Source organism: Sphaerisporangium siamense, assembly GCF_014205275.1.
GTDB lineage: Bacteria > Actinomycetota > Actinomycetes > Streptosporangiales > Streptosporangiaceae > Sphaerisporangium > Sphaerisporangium siamense.
In genome coordinates, this window is sequence record NZ_JACHND010000001.1 from 82,855 (window position 1) to 98,466 (window position 15,612).

The following is a 15,612-nucleotide window of genomic DNA, read 5'->3' on the forward strand; positions in this document are numbered from 1 at the left end:
CGTGAGCGCCTCGGGCGTCCGGATGAGCTACGGCGACGTGCAGGTGCTCAACGGCGTGGACTTCACCGTGGCCTCGGGCGAGGTGAGCTGCATCATCGGCCCCTCCGGGTCGGGCAAGTCCACGTTCCTGCGCTGCCTCAACGGCCTGGAGCCGGTGCTCGGCGGCAGCCTGCGGGTGCTCGGCGAGGAGGTCGGCCACGCGCTGCGCGACGGCAGGTACCACCCCTGGACGCCCAAGGAGTTCGCCGCCTTCCGCAGGAACATCGGCATGGTGTTCCAGCGCTTCAACCTGTTCGCCCACCAGAGCGCGGCGGAGAACGTCGCCTGCGGTCCCGTCCACGTCCTCGGCACCCCGGCGGACCGGGCGCGGACGGTGGCCATGGAGCACCTCGACCGGGTGGGCCTGGCCGAGCACGCGCACAAGCGGCCCCACCAGCTCTCCGGCGGGCAGCAGCAGCGGGTGGCGATCGCCAGGGCCCTGGCCATGAACCCGGCGCTGATGCTGTTCGACGAGCCGACCTCCGCGCTGGACCCGGAGTTGGTGGACGAGGTCCTGGAGGTCATGAAGGCACTGGCCGCCGACGGGATGACGATGGTCGTGGTGACCCACGAGATCGGCTTCGCCCGGGAGGTCGGCGACCGGCTGACCTTCTTCGCCGACGGCGTGGTCGTCGAACAGGGCCGGCCCCGCGAGCTTCTGGCGGCTCCCCGGCACGAACGCACCAGGACCTTCCTGTCCAGCGTCGCGTCACGCTCCACAACGCACGGGTGAACCGAGCGTACCTCCGCGTGACCGGAAGGGGACCGGCCACGCGGAGCCGCCGTCACGACGTCAGCGCGGCGACCCGGCGGATCACCTCGCGGCAGAAGTCCCCCACCTTGTCGGGGTCGTCGGTGAACTGCGACGGCTTGATGCAGAACGTTGTGTAGCCCTCGGCCATGCGCGCCGGGATGTGCTCCAGCGCGGGCCCGAGCGGGGCGCACGAGGTGTCGTCGGGGAACACCGCCCTGGTGCCGCCGGCCAGTTCCAGCTCGCCGAAGTCGCGTCCGGCCGCCCTCATGCCCTCGGCCAGCGCCTTCATGTCCGCCTCCGGCGGGTAGCCGAGCGGGTTGAAGCCGCTCCCCCATCGCGCCAGCCTGCGCACCAGGTGCTCGCTCGCCCCGGCGCCGCCGAACCACAGCACCGGTCCGCTCTCCCGGTACGCCTTCGGCTCGAAGTACACTTCGTCGAACCGGTAGTACTCCCCGTGGTAGGAGACCGGCGAGCCCCGCCACAGCAGTTCCCAGATCTCCAGGTGCTCGTCGAGCAGCCGGCCGCGGCGTTCGAACGGCACGCCCAGCGCGGCGTACTCGTCCCTGCTCCAGCTCACGGTGGGCACCACGATCAGCCGGCCCTCCGACAGCAGGTCCAGCGTGCCGAGCTCGCGGGCGAGCGCGAGCGGGTGCCGCAGCGGCGCGAGCACCGCGGTGGCGGACAGGCGCAGCGTGGAGGTGACCGACGCGATGGCGGCCAGCAGGCTCAGCGAGTACGGCCACGGCGTGTAGGGGTCCTGGTTGCCTGGCAGCGCGTACTCACGCGGGTTGGCCATCCGCCCCCGTGCTCCCGCGTCGGGGCCGAGCACGATGTGCTCGCTGATCATGACCGAGTCGAACCCGGCGTCCTCGGCCTCCCGCGCCCATCGGACCAGCGTGGTCAGGTCGCGGCCGGAGGTCATCGTCCAGTTCTCGGACAGCACGAGTTGCATGCGGGGTTGTTCCATCTTGCCTTCATACCCGAACGATCTTCATCAATCGAGCTCTTGAAACAGGTCGTTTGGAGCCTTACGATCCCTCCACGATTCCCAGAGAGGCTCGCCCATGATTCCGAAGAGGGCACTCGCCGTCCTGCTGCTCGCGATCTCGCTCGCCGCCACCGGGTGCGGCCTGTCCGACGAGCCCTCGGCCGCCTCCCCCGGCGGCACCGGCGGCGGCACCGGCACGATCAAGGTGGGCGGTGTCAGCTCGCTGAGCGGAGCCGTCACGTTCCCGGACTCCTCCGCCGCCGCCAAGGCGGTCTTCGACCGGGTGAACGAGCAGGGCGGCGTCAACGGCCAGAAGATCGAATACATCAGCGCCGACGACAAGGGCGACCCTGCCGCGGCCGCCCAGGCGGCCAGGGACGTGGTCACCAACCAGGGCGTCGTGGCGCTGGTCGGCTCGGCCAGCCTGCTCGACTGCGCCGTCAACGCGCCCTTCTACCAGCAGTCGAACATCGTCTCCATCCAGGGCACCGGCGTGGACCCGACCTGTTTCGAGTCGCCGGCGATCTCTCCCGTGAACACCGGGCCCTACCTGAACATGGCCATCAACCTCTACTACGCCTCCGAGGTGCTCAAGCGGGACAAGGTCTGCATGTTCCTGGCGATCCTCGGCAACACCAACGACGCCTACGGCGGAGCCGTCAAGAGCTGGACCACGCTCACCGGCAAGAAGCTCACCGTCGACGACCGGACGGTCAAGCCGGACTCCGACCCGACGCCGTTCGTGCTGCGGGCCAGGAAGGAGGGCTGCCAGGCGGTCCTGTACAACGGCACCGAGCCGATGGCGATCGCCTGGATGAAGGTGGTCAAGCAGCAGGACATCACCGGGATCGACTGGCTCATGACCACCGCCCCGTACACCGAGGCCGTGGGCAAGGCGCTGGGCGCGGACGGTGACGGGATGTACGCCAACGCCGAGTTCGAGCCGTTCACCGACGCCGAGTCGGCCGCGCTCAAGGACTGGCGCACGCTGATGACCGCCAAGAACGTGCCCCTCACCTCGTTCGGGCAGGGCGGCTACCTGGCGGCCACGTACTTCGTGGACGTCCTGAAGAGCATCAAGGGCCCGATCACGCGGCAGTCGGTCGGGGAGGCGTTCAAGGCGCTCCAGCCGATCCAGACGCCGATGACCGGCACCCCGTACGAGTTCGGGCAGGCCGCCAAGCACATGTCCAACCGGGCCGGGAAGATCGTGCGGCTCAAGGACGGGCAGTGGCAGGTCGTCACGTCCGACTGGGTCAAGTACCCCGGGACGCTCGGCTGATGTTCCAGGGCCTGGTCTCCGGGCTGGCCGCGGGCGGCACCTTCGCCGCCCTCGGCCTCCTGCTCACCGCCATGTACCGCCTGACCGCGACCGTGAACCTGGCCATCGCGGCCACGGGCGTGGCGGGCGTGTACGTGATGGCCGCGCTCGCCGGGATCGGATGGCCGTACTGGGCCGCCGCCCTGGCGGGGATGGCGGCGGGGGCGCTGGTGTCGGCCGGGTGCGGCGCGGTGATGACGCGGTGGTTCGCCGAGAGCGGGCCGCAGACGCGCACCGCGGTGTCGATCGCGCAGCTCATCGGCATCATCGCGCTCGCCTACATCGCGTTCGGGGACGAGCCGCGCGTCCTGCCGAACCCGGCCGCCGGGCGGGTCGCCACGGTCGCCGGCGTGGTCGTCACGCAGGGGGCCGTCGTGCTCATCCTGCTCGCCGTCGTGATCGGCGTGGGCACGTCCCTGCTCCTCACCCGGACGCCGCTCGGGCTGCGCCTGCGGGCCATGGCCGAGCGGCCCGTCACGACCGAACTGCTCGGCATCGGCACCCAGGCGCTCACGATCACCGTGTGGGCGCTGGCGGGGGCGCTGTCGTCGCTGGTGCTGCTGCTGGTGGCGCCGGTGCGCTCCAGCGACATCCTCTCGCTGAGCATGCTCATCGTGCCCGCGTGCGCCGCGGCCCTGCTCGGCGGGCTGCGCCGGCTCGACGGAGCGCTGGCGGGCGGGATCGCGCTCGGGCTGCTGGAAGGAGTGCTCGCGGGGTCGTCGGTGGTGCAGCAGTACCGGGACGTGGTGCCGTTCGCGGCCATTCTGCTCATTCTCGTGTGGAGCCGGCGCAGGGAGGTGTGGGATGCGTCCCGCTGACGAATCGACGGCCCCGCGGTCCGCGCCGGCCGGCGCCCCGGAGACGGGCATCGCCGCTGAGCCCCGCGCCGCGCAGGGCGGCATCCGCGCCTTCGCCGCGCGCGGCGTCGTGCGGTGGGCCGGAGGCGCGGTCGTGCTGTCGGTGCTCGCCTACGGGCTGGCCGCCGGGCTTCCGCTCTACTGGGTGTTCCTCGCCATGTCGGCGGTGATCTCCGGGGTGCTGCTGCAGAGCCTCGGCGTGGTGGCCGGTCAGGCGGGAATGGTCTCCCTGTGCCAGATGGCCTTCGCCGCCATCGGCGCCTGGACCACCTCCCAGCTCAACGTGTGGGGCGTGCCCGGCGGCCTGTACGTGTGGCTGCCCCTCGCGGGCCTGGCCGCCGTGCCGTTCGGCCTGCTGATCGGCCTGCCCGCGCTGCGGCTGCGCGGCGTCCATCTGGCGATCATCACGCTCGGCTTCGCCGCCACCATCGACATCGTCATGGCCGCCAACTCCTTCCCCGGGGTGAGCCAGGGCATCGTGGTCGGCCGGCCCGCCGGGCTCGGCTCGGACCGGCAGTACTTCCTGTTCTGCTGCGGGGTGTTCGCGCTGGTGGCCGTGGCGCTGGCCCTGGTACGGCGCACCCGGCTCGGGGCCTCGTGGCGGGCGCTGCGGGAGTCCGAGCGTGCCACGGCGGCGGCCGGGACCAGCGTGCCCGGGGCCAAGCTGAGCGCCTTCGCCGTCAGCGCGTTCATCGCGGGCGTCTCGGGCGCGTTGCTCGCCGGGCAGCTCGCGATGGTCGTGTCGCGGAACTTCGATCCCGGCCAGTCGCTGGTCGCGTACGCGGTGGCGATCATGGCGGGGGCTCATCACGCCGAGGGAGCGCTCATCGGAGGCGCGCTCGGGGTGGTGGTCGCCGAGTTGCTGCGGCGGTTCGACGTGCCGCAGCAGTGGGCGAACGTGGTGTTCGCGGTCGGCGCGATGCAGGCGATGACGCAGGGGTCCGGCATGAGCGACGGCCTGCGCGCGGTGCTCCACCGGCGCCGCCGTCCCCGTACCGCCCCCGACTCCCCCGCCGCGGCACCGTCCCCCTCAGCCGCACCCGCGCCGCCACCTGCGGAAACGCGCGCGGAGGTGGCGCGTGACGCGCCGGACGCGTTGCGGATCACCGGGGTGAGCGTGCGGTACGGGCAGGTGGTCGCCGTCGACGACGTCACGCTCACCGTGCCCGCCGGAGAGGTGCACGGCCTGGTCGGGCCGAACGGCGCGGGCAAGTCGTCCCTCGTCGACGCGATCAGCGGCTTCGTCCCCGCCGGCGGCGGCACGGTGGAGGTCGGCGGCGTGGACGTGTCCGGGCTGGCCGTGCACCGGCGCGCCAGGGCCGGGCTGCGCAGGACGTTCCAGCAGGACCGGGTGCCCGTGGGGCTGACCGTGCGCGAATACCTGCGCTTCGCCTCCCGCCGGCCCCTCGGCGACGCCGAGCTGGCCGACGGGCTGGCCGGGCTGGTGGCGGTGGCGCCGGGCGACCCGATCGCGGCGCTGGACGTGGGCACGCGGCGGCTGCTGGAGGTGGCGGGCACGCTGCTGGCCCGCCCCGCCGTCGCCGTCCTCGACGAACCGGCCGCGGGGCTCGGGCACTCGGAGAGCGAGCGGCTCGGCGCGTGGCTGCGGCAGGTGCCCTCCAGATACGGCACGTCGGTGCTGCTCATCGAGCACGACCTGGACCTGGTCAGGGCGGCGTGCTCGGGCGTGACCGTGCTCGACTTCGGCGAGGTGATCGCCGCCGGGCCACCGGCCGAGGTGTTCGCCGAGCCCCGGGTTCAGCGGGCCTACCTGGGCGAAGAGCCCACGACCTGACCGGAGGAAGGACCAATGGATCTCCAGTTGCGGGACGTGAGCGTGGCCAGGGGCGGCCAGCCGGTGGTCAGGGACGTGACGCTGACCGCCGGCGAAGGCCGGGTCACGGTGCTGCTCGGGCCCAACGGCGCGGGCAAGACGACGTTGCTCGAAGCGGTCTCGGGCGTCGTCCCGGCCGTCAAGGGCGAGATCGAGCTGGGCGGCCAGGTGCTCACCAAGTGGCCGCGCACCCGCCGGGCCCGGTACGGGCTGGCGCACGTGGAACAGGGCCGCGCCGTGTTCGGCACCCTCACCACCCGCGAGAACATCACGCTGGTCGGCGACCCCGCGCGCGCCGTGGAGCTGTTCCCCGAGCTGGAACGACGGCTCGACGTGCGGGCGGGACTGCTGTCCGGCGGCGAGCAGCAAATGCTGGTCCTGGCCAGGGCCATCCTGACCGGCCCGGCCGCGCTGCTGCTCGACGAGATGTCCCTGGGCCTCGCCCCGGGCATCGTGCGCCGCCTGCTACCGGTGATCCGGGGGCTGGCCGACGACGGCTGCGCGGTACTACTGGTAGAGCAGTTCGCGCACGCGGCGCTGGCCCTGGCCGACACGGCCTACGTGATGGCACACGGAACCATCACGTACGGCGGCGACCCCGCGCCGCTGCGCGAGTCCGACGCCGCGCTGAAGCGCGCATATTTGGGAGATGATTCGTGAACTTCGTGAACGCCGACAACACTGCAGATCTGGTACTGGTCAACGGGCGCGTGCTCACGATGGACCCGGCGCGGCCGTACGCGACGGGGCTGGCGGTGCGCGACGGGAAGATCGTGCACGTCGGCGACGCCGCGGGGTGGACCGGCGCAGAAGTGGTCGACCTGCGGGGCCGCGTCGTGCTGCCGGGCATCAACGACTCCCACCTGCACGCGTGCGGCTACGCTCTGCTCAGCCCGCCGCTCTGCCTGAACGTCGGGCTCGGCTCGATCGCCGAGGTGCGCGAGACGGTCGCCGACGCCGTACGGCAGGCCGGGCCCGGCGAGTGGATCCGCGGGACCGGCTGGAACCCCGGCGTCCTGGCCGAGCACCGCATGCCGGGCAAGGCCGACCTGGACGACGTGGCGCCGCACCACCCCGTGGTGCTGCAGGACTTCTCCGGCCACACCACCTGGGTGAACTCCAAGGCGCTGGAACTGGCCGGGCTGGACGGCGACGGGTTGCTGCACCACGGCGAGCAGGGGCTGGTGCAGCGCCTGGTGCCGCCTCCGGCGGGCGGCCTGACGCGGGTGCTGCGCGACGTGGTGGCCGAGCTGAACGGGTACGGCATCACCAGCTTCACCGAGCCGGGGCTCGGCCCCGGCGGCGGGTCGACGTTCGCGGGCGGGATGGGTGCCGGAGTCCTCTCGGCGTACGCGGAACTCGCGCGCGCGGGCGAGCTGACCGCGCGGGTGAGCGTGCTCGGCCTGCCCAGCCCCATGTCCGGCGCGTCCGTGGCCGACACCCAGGCGTACCTCGCCGACCTGCCCCAGGACCTGGACGGAGTGGACGAACGGGTGCTGCGCCTGCTCGGCGTGAAGGTGTTCGCCGACGGCATCCCGCCGACGGAGACCGCGTGGATGCGCGAGGCGTACCCCTCGGGCGGGCACGGCTCGCTGTGCACGCACGGCGCGACGGAGACCGAGCAGGTGGCCGAGCTGGACGAGATCCTGCGCCTGGTGCACGTGGCCGGGCTCCAGGCGGGTGTGCACGTGGTGGGCAGCCGGGGCATCGACGCCGTGGTGGACGCGCTGGCGACGATCGCCCGCGAACACCCCAGGCCGGACGCCAGGCACTACGTGATCCACGGCCAGTTCGCCTCCAAGTCCGCCCTGGCCACGCTCGGCGAGCTGGGCTACGGGATCAACCTGCAGCCGGTGCTGCAGGCCATGGAGTCCAACACGACCCGGGACATGTTCGGCGCCGAGGCGGCCGAGCGGGAATGGCCGGCCAGGTCGGCCATCGACGCGGGCGTGCTGACCGCGTGCAGCTCCGACGCCCCGGTGACCGGCCCCGACTGGCGGGTGGGCGTGTCCGCGCTCGTCGCGCGGGACGGCGAGGGGATCACGCTGGAGGAGGCGCTGGCCACGTACACGGTCGCCGGGGCGCGGCAGGACTTCGCCGAGGCGTGGAAGGGCACGATCAGCGAGGGCAAGGCGGCGGACCTGTGCGTGAGCGGCGCGACGGACGCCGCGGACGTCGTGGTGGCGCCGGTCGAGCTGACCGTGTTCGACGGCCGGATCGTCTGGTCCCGTCCTTGATCCGCGACCGTTCGCTGCCGAACTACACTTTCGCGCTATGACGGGACACCACACGTTGCGCCAGACCGAGGAGGCGATCGGCCAGCGGCTGGGCGGCCTGAACGTCGATTCCGAGGCCATGTGGGCGGTGTCGAACATCTACCGCGCCTCCTCGGCCATCCGCAACCACCTGGAGCAGACGGTGCTGCGGGACACAGGCCTGACCTGGACCGGGTTCGTGGTGATGTGGGTGGTGTGGATCTGGGGCGAGAGCGAGCCCCGGCACGTCGCCGCCGAGGCGGGCATCTCCAAGGGCACGCTCACGGGCGTGGTCAAGACGCTGGAGTCCTACCGGCACCTGCGGCGCTTCCCCCATCCCACGGACGGCCGCCGGGTGATGCTGGCGCTCACCGCGACAGGGGACCGGCTGATGCGGGAGCTGTTCCCGCAGTTCAACCGGCAGGAGGCGTTCGTGGTGAAGGAACTCGACAGCGAACGCCGCCGCGAACTCGCCACCTCACTGAAGCGAATCCTGGAGCACCTGGAGAGCTCCTGACCGGGCTGCCTGTCGTCTGCCCCTGTTCTGGAACAGATCTTCTTGAAGAAGGCCCCTGCCGACGTCCGGCGCAGGGGCCTGGGAGCCGACGCGAGAATCGCCCCCGGCCTATGGCGAGCGACGTGGTCATCACCATGGGCTGCGGGGACGCCTGCCCGTTCTCCCCGGGCAAGCGCTACTTCGACTGGCGCTTGGACGATCCCGCCCAGCAAGGCGTGGACGCCGTCCGGCCGATCCGCGACGAGATCGAGACGAGGGTACGCGCCCTGATCGCCGAGATCCTTCCCTCCGCTCGAACCGGGACGGACTCAGCCGCGTCGCGCATCGTGCCCATGACGCCCGAACACGCCGCCGAAGTCCTCGCGATCTACCGGCTCGGCATCGACGAGGGCCAAGCCACCTTCGAGACGACCGCCCCCACCTGGGAACAGTTCGACTCGGCCAAGCTCCCCGGCCATCGACACGTCGCCCTGGACGAGGCCGGCCACGTGCTCGGCTGGGTCGCGGACGGTACAGGGCTTATGCGAGCCGACGCGGAGATTGTTGCCGAACGCATGCGATCTCCGGCCCCGCGGTCCTTCACCTCGGGGTCGAAGGGGCGGGCCCCTGGGAAAACCGTCCGGAGCGGAGCGGAGGGCCGTTTCCAGGGGCGGTCCTCGGATCTCCTGCCAGTGACAGCCGCTACGGTGGCGGCGATCATGGTCCGTCAGTAGGAGCGGGGTAAACCGAGGACGTGTTGGCCGAGGAAGGCCAGGATCAGGTTGTTGTTGACGGGGGCGACCTGGTAGAGGCGGGTTTCGCGGAACTTTCGTTCGACGTCCCAGGTGTCGACGAAGCCGTTGCCGCCGTGGATGTCCAGGCAGACGTTGGCCGCCTGCCAGCCGGCCTCGCTCGCCAGGAATTCGGCCGTGTTCGCCTCGGCGCCGCTGTGCTGCCCGCTGTCGAACAGGGCGGCCCGCGCGGGTGCGCATCTGGTCCGCCGCGGCGACCTGGGTGTAGGCGCGGGCCAGCGGGAACTGCACGCCCTGGTCGGCGCCGATGGGGTGACCGAAGACGTCACGCTCCCTGGCGTACGCGACCGCCCGGTCGAGGAACCAGTACCCGTCGCCGATGGCCTCGGAGGCCAGCAGGATGCGTTCGGCGTTCCAGCCGTCGATGACGTAGCGGAATCCGTGCCCCTCCTCGCCGATCAGGCTGTCGGCGGGGATCCGCATGCCCTTGTACCAGACCTGGTTGGCGGCGTAGTGGACGCGGCGCACCTAGCGCGTGCGGAGCCACGCTCCGGCTCTCACGGCCCCGGTACCGCCCGCCGTGCTCGTTCGTCCCAGACCGGCCGCACGGCGGTCACGTCGGGCCCGTGACCCCGTCGGTAGATCATCATGGTGCGTTCGAAGACGATGACGATCTCGCCACGCTGGTTGAAGCCGATGGTGCGGACCGTCACGATGCCCACGTTGTGGCGCGAGCGCGACTCCCGTACGGACAGCACTTCCGACTGCGAGTAGATCGTGTCGCCCTCGAACACCGGGTTCGGCAGCCGCACCTTGTCCCAGCCGAGGTTCGCCATCACGTGTTGCGAGACGTCCGTGACGCTCTGACCGGTGACCAGCGCCAGCGTGAACGTCGAGTCCACCAGGCGCCGGCCGAACTCGGTCTGGGCCGCATAGTGCGCGTCGAAGTGCACCGGCATGGTGTTCTGGGTCAGGAGCGCCTGCCATACGTTGTCCGTGGCGGTCACCGTCCGCCCCAGCGGATGCCGGTACATGTCGCCCACGGAGAAGTCCTCGAAGTAGCGGCCCGGCCACGAGACCCGCTCTGCCGATTCGGTGGTCATCTCGACCTCCTCTTCGGTCGGCTTCTTTCCCAGTCTGCTACCCGAGGAGTTTCGGTACGACACACAGACGGTTCGGAACATGGCGCGTCTCGGTTGACACACAGGTGATACAGAGCCGAGCGACAGCGGATACGCGGCTTCGACAGGGCGGATACCCGGCTCGCGCAGGATGACGGCCATGTTCTCCATCCGAATTTCCCGTACGTCGGCGGTCCGGGCGGCGGCCGCGGTGGCCGTGACCGCGATGGTGTCTTCGACGGTCGGTTGTGGCGGCTCGACACCGGCGGCCACGCGGTCCCCGACGGCCGAGCCGGGCGCGCAGAGCGCCGGGGACCCGCTCTTCGCCTACCTGGGCAACGGCGGCTACGACGTCGGTTCCTACGACGTGCGCTACGACTACAGGAGCGGCCGCACGAAGATGAACGCCTCGGTGCGGATCGAGGCCGTCGCGACTCAGGCCCTGTCGTCATTCAGCCTGGACGCGGCGGTGGAGAGGATCGACGCCGTCACCGTGGCCGGCCGTCGTGCCGCGTTCCGCGTCTCGGGGGAAAAGCTGCTGGTCACCCCCGAGCAGGTCCTGCCCCAGGGCCGTTCCTTCCGCGTGGAGGTTTCCTTCCGGGTGGACCGAAGCGCCAATCCGCAGTCTCCCGCGTTTCCCCCTGGCGAAGAGCCGCACCGCACGGCCTGGGTCGGCAAGGACGACGGATTCGCGGTCCTGGGCCAGCCTGACCGGGCCCACATGTTCTTCCCTTCGAACGACCACCCCAGCGCCAAGGCGAAGGTCACCTTCCGCATCACGGTCCCGAGGGGCCTGCAGGCGGTCGCCAACGGCACGTTGCGCTCGCGCGAGGAGAAAGCGGGTCGTGTCACCTACACCTTCACCACCCGCGACCCCATCCCGACCCATGTCGTCCAGGCGGCCGTCGGCCGCTTCACCTTGATCAAGGGCACGGGGCCCGGAGGTATGCCGCTACGCAGCTACGTCGCCACGGGCCAAGCCGCCAAGACCCGCAGGCTCGTGGACGGCATCCCCGCCCAGATGGCCTGGCTCGAGAAGCACCTCGGCCCCTACCCCTTCGAGACCTACGGCGTGCTCGGGGTACCCGGCGACTACAACGGTGTCGCCCTGGAGACCGCGACCATCTCCACCCACGCCGTGCAGTCTCTGACCGGCACCGACCCCGAGGGCCGCGTCACCAAGGAGGCCATGCAGGACGACGCGATCACCATGATGCACGAGCTGGCCCACCAGTACTTCGGCGACGCGGTCGCCGTGCGCGACTGGAACCAGATGTGGATCAGCGAGGGTCACGCCGAGTTCTACCAGGTCCTCTATGCCGTGGAGAAGGGGTACCGGGACCTGGACGACCCCGGACGGGGCCTTCGCGCCCGCTACGAGTTCGACGGTGAGAAGCGCGTCGAATCCGGCCCGCCCGGGAACATGAAGCACGCCCGCGACGTGCTGGTGGGCACCAACACCGCGGGCCTGCTGATGCTGTTCGGCCTGCGCGAGCTGGTCGGCGAGGCCACGTTCCAGCGGATCGAGAAGAGCTTCTTCAGCGAGTTCAAGGGCCGCTCGGCCGGCACCGAGGACTACATCAAGGTCGCCAACCGGGTGAGCGGAAAGGACCTGACCGGCTACATCAACAGCTGGATCTACGACACCACGACCCCGCGGATGCCGGGCCACCCGGACTGGAAGCCCACGCGATGAGCCGGCCTTGAGCTCTGCCGTACGGCAGAGCAGGGCAACCGGACCCAGACCCGTACGGCCGGTCGGTGGTCAGGAGGGGACTCTGTTCCGCTGAACGGGACGTTCCCATGGGCAAGCTCTTGCGTTGGGGCGATCATCGCGACATGGCCGAGGCGACAGGAGCCCGCCGGGAGGCGGGCCGCGCGCGGCACGACGTGACCCCCGAGGAGATCCCATGCCACGCATTCCGCTGATCCTGTTGGTCTGCGGCGTCCTCGCGGCGGCGCCGGTGCTCTGGCGCTGGTTCGCCCGGGCCAGCGACACCCAGGTCCGCCGGATCAACCAGTGAAGGCCCCGGACGGACTGGCCGGCCTCGACCGCGACCGGCGTGACCAGGTCGCGGCGGCCTGGCGGCATGTCACCGCGGCACGGCTGCGAGAACTGCTCTGCGGCCTGGTGAACGTCCCCAGCCCGACCGGCGGCGAACGCCGCCTCGCCGAGCACATCACCGGCACCCTGGTGGCCGCCGGCATCACGGCGGCGACCCAGCCGCTCGACGACCGGCAGGCCAACGCGTGGGGACGGCTGCGCGGCGACGGCACCGGCCCGGACCTCATGCTGTACGCGCCGCTCGACACGCTGACCACCGGCCGGGAGGACGAGGACGTCCCGTGGGCCGGCCCCGGAGCACGGCCCGACATGCGGCCGGCCGCCCGCGTCGAGGGCGACCTGGTGATCGGGCTCGGCGCCGGCAACCCGAAGGGCCACGCCGCCTGCGTGCTGATGGCCGCCGAGGCCGTCCACCGCGCCGGGTTGCCGCTGACCGGGGACCTGCTGGTCGCGTTCGGGGCCGGCGGCATGCCCGTCAACGCGCCGCCCGGCGGCGGGCGGCGCAACGTCGGGCAGGGCGTCGGCTGTTCGTTCCTCCTCGAACAGGGAGTCTGGGCGGACTTCGCAGTGATCGCCAAGCCCGGCTGGACGGTCTCCGCGGAGGAGGTGGGGCTGGCCTGGTTCGAGGTCACCGTCCACGGCGTGCACACCTATGTCGGCTCACGGCATCGCCTGCCGTACGAGAACGCGATCGCCCGGGCGGGTGAGGTCGCCGTACGGCTGGAGGAGTGGTTCGCCGGCTATACCGACCGGCACACCGGGGGGACGGTCGCCCCCCAGGGCATCGTCGCCGCGGTGGAGGGAGGCCGGCCGCACATGGCGGCCGTCACCCCGGCCACGTGCCGGCTGCTCGTGGACCTGCGCCTGAGCCCGCGCACGACTCCCATGCGGGCCAAGCGGGAGTTCGGCGCCGCGATCGAAAAGATCCGCGCCGAACTGCCCGGCACCGTGGTGACGTTCGAGATGGTGCTCGCCGTCCCCGGCACCGCCTCCGACCCGCGAAGCTGGGTGGTCCGCAGCGCCACCGCCGCCTGGGAGGCCATGGAGGGGCGCCCGCACGAGGTGATCCGCGGCAACAGCGGCGCGACCGACGCCAACATCCTGCGGAGCCGGGGAATCCCGACCGTGCGCATCGGCATGCCCAAGGTCACCGACGTGCCGTTCGAGATCGACTTCTCGATGGGGATGAACACCGCCGACGTCCGGGAGATGGAACGGCTCACCCGCCATCTGATCCGCACCGCCGTCACCACGGTCACCCGGTCCCGATCAGAGGTGGGCGTGTGACCGGGACGGTGTCCCCGTCATGACGGCCGGGGGTGGCGGATCCGGACGGAACGCACCAAACTTCTCACAGGTCTCCGAAGCAGCCGGGAGGTTCCCGCCATGACGACGCTTCCGTTCGCCCGTCCCGGCTCGGCGGCGGGCACCACTCCCGCGGGCACCGGCGACGCCGAGGCGATGAACTCCGTCCTGGGCAAGGCGCGCCTGATCATCGAAGCGTTCACGGCGGAGGACGACTCCCTCTCGCTCGCGGAGCTCGTCCGGCGCACCGGGGTGGCGAAGGCCAGCGTGCACCGGCTCGCCCAGGAACTGCTCGGCTGGGGGGTGCTGGAGCGGGCGGGGAACCGCTACCGCCTCGGCCTGCGGCTCTTCGAGATCGGCCAGCGGGTGCCCCGGCAGCGGATCCTGCGCGAGGCGGCCCTGCCCTACATGGAGGACCTGCTGCTCGCCACCCAGGAGACGGTCCACTTCGCCGTCCATGAGGGCCTCGACGTGCTGTACGTCGAGAAGCTGATGGTGCACCGGGGACTGCGCAAGCAGTCCCGGGTCGCCGGGCGGCTCCCCCTGTTCTGCACCGCCACCGGGAAGGTGATCATCGCCTTCTCATCCCCGGTGCTCTTCCACGAGGTCGTCCGGCACGGCCTCACTCCCCTGACCCACAAGACGATCGTCCAGCCCGGACGGCTTCTGGCCCAGCTCGACAGGATCCGGGCCGAACGTCTCGCGGTCGAGGTCGAGGAGACCAGGCTCGGCTACACGAGCTTGGCCGTCCCCGTCTTCGCCGACGCCGGCACGCTGGCCGGCGCGCTGTCGATCACGGCCCCCACGTTCCGGATGAACCAGGACCGGTTCACGGCCGCGCTGCGCACCGCCGCACTCGGCATCTCCCGCACGCTCCAGGCGACGGGCTGACCGCCCGGGAGGACGGCCGCCCGCCTCAGAGAACTCTGGTCGCTCACCTGGAGACCGGATGCTTGGCGAGGAAGGCGAGGCTCACCTCGTTGTAGCGCACGGCCTGCTCGTGCTGGGGCCAGTGGCCGCACGCGTCGAACAGCACCAGCTCCGAGCCCGCGATGGCCTCGTGCATCGCGGCGGCCTCGGGTACCTCGCCGAAGGGGTTGTCACGGCCCCACACGATCAGGGTGGGCGCGGTGATCCGGGCGAGGTCTTCCGGGCGGAGGACGTTCCGCAGCCGGGTCTCCATGTTCTGCAGGCACAGCAGGTTGTCGATGGTGGCGACGAAGTCGGGCCGGTGGTAGATGGTGTGCCTGATCGCGACCAGTTCCTCGGTCGCGTCCTCGGCGTCGGCCATCAGCAGCCGCATGCGCGCCCGGGTCAGCTCGACGTCGTCCCGGGTGACCGCCTGCCGGGTGGTGGTGCGGATGCGCTCCATGACCTTCGGGTTGGCCACGGTGCCTCCGGCGCAGAGCAACTGGAGGGAGGCGACCCGCTCCGGCGCGTCGATCGCCGTACGGGCGCCGACCCATCCGCCGAGTGACTCCCCCACGATGTGGGCGGACTCGATCCCGTTGGCGTCCATGTAGGCGAGCAGGTGGTCGCGGTAGCGGGGGATCTCATAGGGGAAGTCCGGCTTGCCGGTGTAACCATGTCCGAGCATGTCGATGGCGTGGCAGGCGTACCGCCTGGCGTGGTCGCCGATGTTGCGGGCGAAGGCCTCCAGGTGGCCGCTGGTGCCGTGGAGGAAGATCACCGGTTCGCCGGCGCCCGCCTGGAGGGAGCGGGTCGGCACCCCGCCGGCGTCGACGGTGGCGACCCGGAAGTCGACGCCGGCCAGTTCGGTCCAGATGGTGGGAACGATGGTGCTGGAAGTCATGGGTTGCTCCAA

General features: G+C 71.4%; 15 protein-coding genes and 2 pseudogenes. 12 read left to right on the top strand and 5 right to left on the bottom strand.

Features of this window, described 5'->3' with window-relative positions; translation table 11 throughout:
* Positions 1-22: 22 nt before the first annotated feature.
* The gene (locus tag BJ982_RS00400) at positions 23-772 is read left to right on the top strand and encodes an amino acid ABC transporter ATP-binding protein (protein WP_184888256.1); all 750 of its coding nucleotides are present in this window, start codon (positions 23-25) and stop codon (positions 770-772) included.
* A gap of 52 nt (positions 773-824) precedes the next feature.
* Here BJ982_RS00400 and BJ982_RS00405 read toward each other — a convergent pair whose 3' ends face one another.
* Positions 825-1,760: a TIGR03619 family F420-dependent LLM class oxidoreductase gene (locus BJ982_RS00405; RefSeq protein ID WP_203959119.1), complete on the bottom strand. Its 936-nt coding sequence runs from the start codon at positions 1,758-1,760 to the stop codon at positions 825-827.
* Positions 1,761-1,857: 97 nt separating this feature from the next.
* Here BJ982_RS00405 and BJ982_RS00410 point away from each other — a divergent pair, with 97 nt between their 5' ends.
* The 8 genes and pseudogenes from BJ982_RS00410 (at position 1,858) to BJ982_RS38760 (ending at position 9,278) form a co-directional block, all read left to right on the top strand.
* A complete protein-coding gene (locus BJ982_RS00410) occupies positions 1,858-3,063 on the top strand; it encodes an ABC transporter substrate-binding protein (RefSeq protein ID WP_184875470.1) in 1,206 nt (401 codons plus the stop codon).
* On the top strand, positions 3,063-3,920 hold the full coding sequence (locus BJ982_RS00415; protein ID WP_184875472.1) for a branched-chain amino acid ABC transporter permease: 858 nt from the start codon (positions 3,063-3,065) through the stop codon (positions 3,918-3,920). Before BJ982_RS00410 ends, BJ982_RS00415 begins: the two co-directional genes overlap by 1 nt.
* Positions 3,907-5,754, top strand: a complete 1,848-nt coding sequence (locus BJ982_RS00420) for a branched-chain amino acid ABC transporter ATP-binding protein/permease (RefSeq protein WP_184875474.1) — start codon at positions 3,907-3,909, stop codon at positions 5,752-5,754. Before BJ982_RS00415 ends, BJ982_RS00420 begins: the two co-directional genes overlap by 14 nt.
* Positions 5,755-5,769: 15 nt before the next feature.
* Complete coding sequence (locus BJ982_RS00425; RefSeq protein ID WP_184875476.1) at positions 5,770-6,453, top strand: ABC transporter ATP-binding protein; 684 nt, start codon at positions 5,770-5,772, stop codon at positions 6,451-6,453.
* Complete coding sequence (locus BJ982_RS00430) at positions 6,450-8,030, top strand: amidohydrolase (protein ID WP_239123031.1); 1,581 nt, start codon at positions 6,450-6,452, stop codon at positions 8,028-8,030. The genes BJ982_RS00425 and BJ982_RS00430 overlap by 4 nt, the downstream gene beginning before the upstream one ends.
* A gap of 37 nt (positions 8,031-8,067) precedes the next feature.
* On the top strand, positions 8,068-8,565 hold the full coding sequence (locus BJ982_RS00435; RefSeq protein ID WP_184875478.1) for a MarR family winged helix-turn-helix transcriptional regulator: 498 nt from the start codon (positions 8,068-8,070) through the stop codon (positions 8,563-8,565).
* Positions 8,566-8,678: 113 nt separating this feature from the next.
* Positions 8,679-8,852: pseudogene (locus tag BJ982_RS00440) on the top strand (low molecular weight phosphatase family protein); the annotation flags it as partial.
* On the top strand, positions 8,844-9,278 hold the full coding sequence (locus BJ982_RS38760; RefSeq protein ID WP_311772303.1) for a GNAT family N-acetyltransferase: 435 nt from the start codon (positions 8,844-8,846) through the stop codon (positions 9,276-9,278). The pseudogene BJ982_RS00440 and the gene BJ982_RS38760, both read left to right, overlap by 9 nt.
* On the opposite strand, the gene BJ982_RS00450 is transcribed toward BJ982_RS38760, so the two are convergent.
* The 3 genes and pseudogenes from BJ982_RS00450 to BJ982_RS00455 all read right to left on the bottom strand — a co-directional run bounded on the left by BJ982_RS00450 (position 9,272) and on the right by BJ982_RS00455 (position 10,579).
* Entirely contained in the window at positions 9,272-9,625 is a 354-nt protein-coding gene (locus BJ982_RS00450; RefSeq protein ID WP_203959118.1) for an acyl-CoA dehydrogenase family protein, read from the bottom strand. The two genes, BJ982_RS38760 and BJ982_RS00450, sit on opposite strands and share 7 nt — an antisense overlap.
* Positions 9,576-9,779, bottom strand: a pseudogene (locus tag BJ982_RS40820) (acyl-CoA dehydrogenase family protein); the annotation flags it as partial. The gene BJ982_RS00450 and the pseudogene BJ982_RS40820, both read right to left, overlap by 50 nt.
* 74 nt (positions 9,780-9,853) lie before the next feature.
* Positions 9,854-10,579: a MaoC family dehydratase gene (locus BJ982_RS00455; RefSeq protein WP_239123030.1), complete on the bottom strand. Its 726-nt coding sequence runs from the start codon at positions 10,577-10,579 to the stop codon at positions 9,854-9,856.
* On the opposite strand from BJ982_RS00455, the gene BJ982_RS00460 reads away from it, so the two are divergent.
* From BJ982_RS00460 to BJ982_RS00470, 3 genes are all read left to right on the top strand, one after another.
* Positions 10,578-12,113, top strand: coding sequence for a M1 family metallopeptidase (locus tag BJ982_RS00460; protein ID WP_203959117.1), 1,536 nt, complete (start codon positions 10,578-10,580; stop codon positions 12,111-12,113). The genes BJ982_RS00455 and BJ982_RS00460 overlap by 2 nt on opposite strands.
* Positions 12,114-12,437: 324 nt before the next feature.
* Positions 12,438-13,769 (top strand): M20 family metallopeptidase, encoded by a 1,332-nt coding sequence (locus BJ982_RS40175; RefSeq protein ID WP_184875480.1) that lies wholly within the window; start codon positions 12,438-12,440, stop codon positions 13,767-13,769.
* A 99-nt stretch (positions 13,770-13,868) separates the two neighbouring features.
* Positions 13,869-14,678, top strand: a complete 810-nt coding sequence (locus tag BJ982_RS00470) for an IclR family transcriptional regulator (RefSeq protein WP_203959116.1) — start codon at positions 13,869-13,871, stop codon at positions 14,676-14,678.
* A gap of 43 nt (positions 14,679-14,721) precedes the next feature.
* Here the strand turns inward: BJ982_RS00470 and BJ982_RS00475 are convergent, their stop codons facing one another.
* A complete protein-coding gene (locus BJ982_RS00475) occupies positions 14,722-15,600 on the bottom strand; it encodes an alpha/beta fold hydrolase (RefSeq protein ID WP_184875482.1) in 879 nt (292 codons plus the stop codon).
* Positions 15,601-15,612: the final 12 nt, after the last annotated feature.